2 protein-coding genes and 1 pseudogene are annotated in these 2,313 nt (G+C 47.3%); all 3 read right to left on the reverse strand.

Features of this window, described 5'->3' with window-relative positions:
* Positions 1–201 precede the first annotated feature (201 nt).
* Complete coding sequence (locus EFY79_RS21210) at positions 202–1,311, reverse strand: IS91 family transposase (RefSeq protein WP_123122765.1); 1,110 nt, start codon at positions 1,309–1,311, stop codon at positions 202–204.
* Positions 1,290–1,940 carry a tyrosine-type recombinase/integrase gene (locus EFY79_RS21215; RefSeq protein WP_394338876.1) on the reverse strand — a complete coding sequence of 217 codons (651 nt, stop codon included), beginning with the start codon at positions 1,938–1,940 and terminating at the stop codon, positions 1,290–1,292. Before EFY79_RS21215 ends, EFY79_RS21210 begins: the two co-directional genes overlap by 22 nt.
* Positions 1,941–1,988: 48 nt before the next feature.
* A pseudogene (locus EFY79_RS22070) lies at positions 1,989–2,147 on the reverse strand (hypothetical protein); the annotation flags it as partial.
* Positions 2,148–2,313: the final 166 nt, after the last annotated feature.

Consider the following 2,313-nt stretch of genomic DNA (forward strand, 5'->3'; position numbering starts at 1 on the left):
AACAACTAAGGCTTCGTTGGGTGCGTAGCACCAACAATGAAGCCGCATGTTGAACGAAACCGGTTAATATGGAGATGTCGTCAGGAGGATTTGACCTACACTATCAAGTTAGGCAACTTGATTTTTTCTGAAGGGTTCTCATAGGTCGGAATATCTGGTGTTTTTCATTTTTGACGGACAGAAGATCCCTTACCCATCCCGCTATGAGAGCGGGACAGGCACAGGTTGGTTTTCCGTAAGAAATTCCTTCGGTGGGCCACGCTTGCCAAACACTTCAATCGTTATCAATGTGCCGGTTTTACAACAGGGGCATTTCCTGAGTAAAGTTTTTGTTTTTGCCTCCGGCCTCTTTACTTTCAATTCGCTTTGCAATGCCTGCAATTTTCCACGCTTCCAGGTGCTGCTCAGAATGCCGTAATACCTGATGCGCACAAAGCGCAAAGGCAGTATGTGCTGTGCAAAGCGGCGGATAAATTCTCTGTGGGTTAAAGACATCGTCTTATTTTTTCCACTCTCACGGTAATCCTTATACGTAAATGAAACATCCGTATCCGTCACCTGTTGCAAACGGTGATTGCTGATCGCCACTTTGTGCGTGTATCTTCCCAGGTATTCTATCACCTGCACAGGGCCGCCAAAGGGCCGTTTGGCATACACTACCCAATCGCTTTGAAACAGGCTTTCCAACAGCACTTTATCCTCAATACCATTCTCTCTCAACTGTTGTACATACTTTGCCCGGAACACTTTGCTCAAAGCTTGTACCGGAAACAAATATTTATTACTGCGAACCTGCTTTTGCCATTTACCATTCTTGTCTATGCCGCCGCCGGGCACAATGCAATGCAGATGCGGATGAAGCGACAGGTTCTGCCCCCAGGTGTGCAATACAGCAATCATTCCCAGGTGGATGTTTTTGTTGTTTCCAAACTGCCGGATCGTTTGCCATACACTTTTGAACAGTGCATCATAGATCAATGCCGGATGGTGCAAGGCATGAGCATTGAGCTGCTGCGGCAATGTGAACACCACATGATAATAAGTGCAGGGCAATAAATCCTGTTCTCTTTGCTGTATCCACTCCTGGCGTTTATGTCCCTGGCATTTAGGACAATGACGGTTTCTGCAGCTATTATAGCTGATGCTGATATGGCCACAGGTATCGCAGGCATCTACGTGGCCCCCGAGCATAGGTGTCCTGCACATCTCTATGGCGCGAAGTGTCCTCAACTGATGCGTGTTCAATCCCATCTGTTCTCTTTGGCTGCCCAGCCTTTGCAACACATCGGCTACTTCACAGGCGGGGCGCATCGGGCAAAGAGGCTGTCTAAGGGGCTGAACATTTTACGGTCATCCAACTGGCAGACGTGCAGGTATTCCATCGTCGTTTCTATGTTGGCATGGCCCATGAGTTCTTTGAGCGTTACGATGTTCATGCCTTCTTCCAGCAGGTGACAGGCATAGGTATGGCGCAGCGTATGCACGCTTACTTCTTTGGTAATGCCTGCATCTTTGGCAATGCGGTTCACGGCCCACTGTACGCCCCGCTGGCTGTAGCGGTTATCAAAATCACCACCCCCACGCTCACCGGGTTTGCCATTAAAAAGCCACTCTGAAGGCCGTTCGGCAGAAATATATTTTTTTAACCCGCGGATCAGGTGGTCAGATAAGGGAACATAGCGATCCTTGCGGCCTTTGCTCTGAACGACATGCAACATCTTACGATCAAAATCCAGGTCTTTTAGTCTTACACTTCTTACTTCCATGCACCTGAGTCCGCATCCATACAACAAGCCAATGAGTATTTTGTGTTTGAGCAGCGCGGCAGTCTTAAGCATACGCCACACTTCGGCTTTGCTGAGTACGGTAGGTAATTTTTTTTCTCTTTTGATGGAAGGAAGATGAAGATGACTGTAAGGAAGCCCTTCACCTTTGAGCATAAAGCGAAGGCCGTAAACGGTGTGTTTGAAGTATGTCTGCGAAGGTGTTTTGCTTCGCTGTTGCAACTCGTAGAGATAATCTTTGATTTGTTCTTCGTCCAGTTCTGTAGGCAGGCAGCCAAAATGAAGCGCCATGGCTGCAATATGGCGGCTGTAGTTGTCAAAGGTGCGCCTGCTTCTGCCGAGGATGGAAATATTGCGCTCAAAACGTTGAAGTAATTGAGTAAATCCAGTAACTTCACGGCAGGCACGGTTGAGGTATTTGTTATACCTTAATGCTTCCGGCGTTTTTTTTTCGTTGTCATTTTTAAAGTTTTAGTGAATGCTAAATTTACGGATAGTTGCGGAAGGCTACCGTAGGTTTAGTTCAACA

The organism is Hanamia caeni, assembly GCF_003721595.1.
GTDB classification, from domain to species: Bacteria; Bacteroidota; Bacteroidia; order Chitinophagales; family Chitinophagaceae; genus Ginsengibacter; species Ginsengibacter caeni.

Bases quoted from the DNA above. Each gene is read 5' to 3' on its own strand.
- EFY79_RS21210 (WP_123122765.1), bottom strand. From the start codon at position 1,311: ATGCGCCCCGCCTGTGAAGTAGCCGATGTGTTGCAAAGGCTGGGCAGC.
- EFY79_RS21215 (WP_394338876.1), bottom strand. From the start codon at position 1,940: ATGCTCAAAGGTGAAGGGCTTCCTTACAGTCATCTTCATCTTCCTTCC.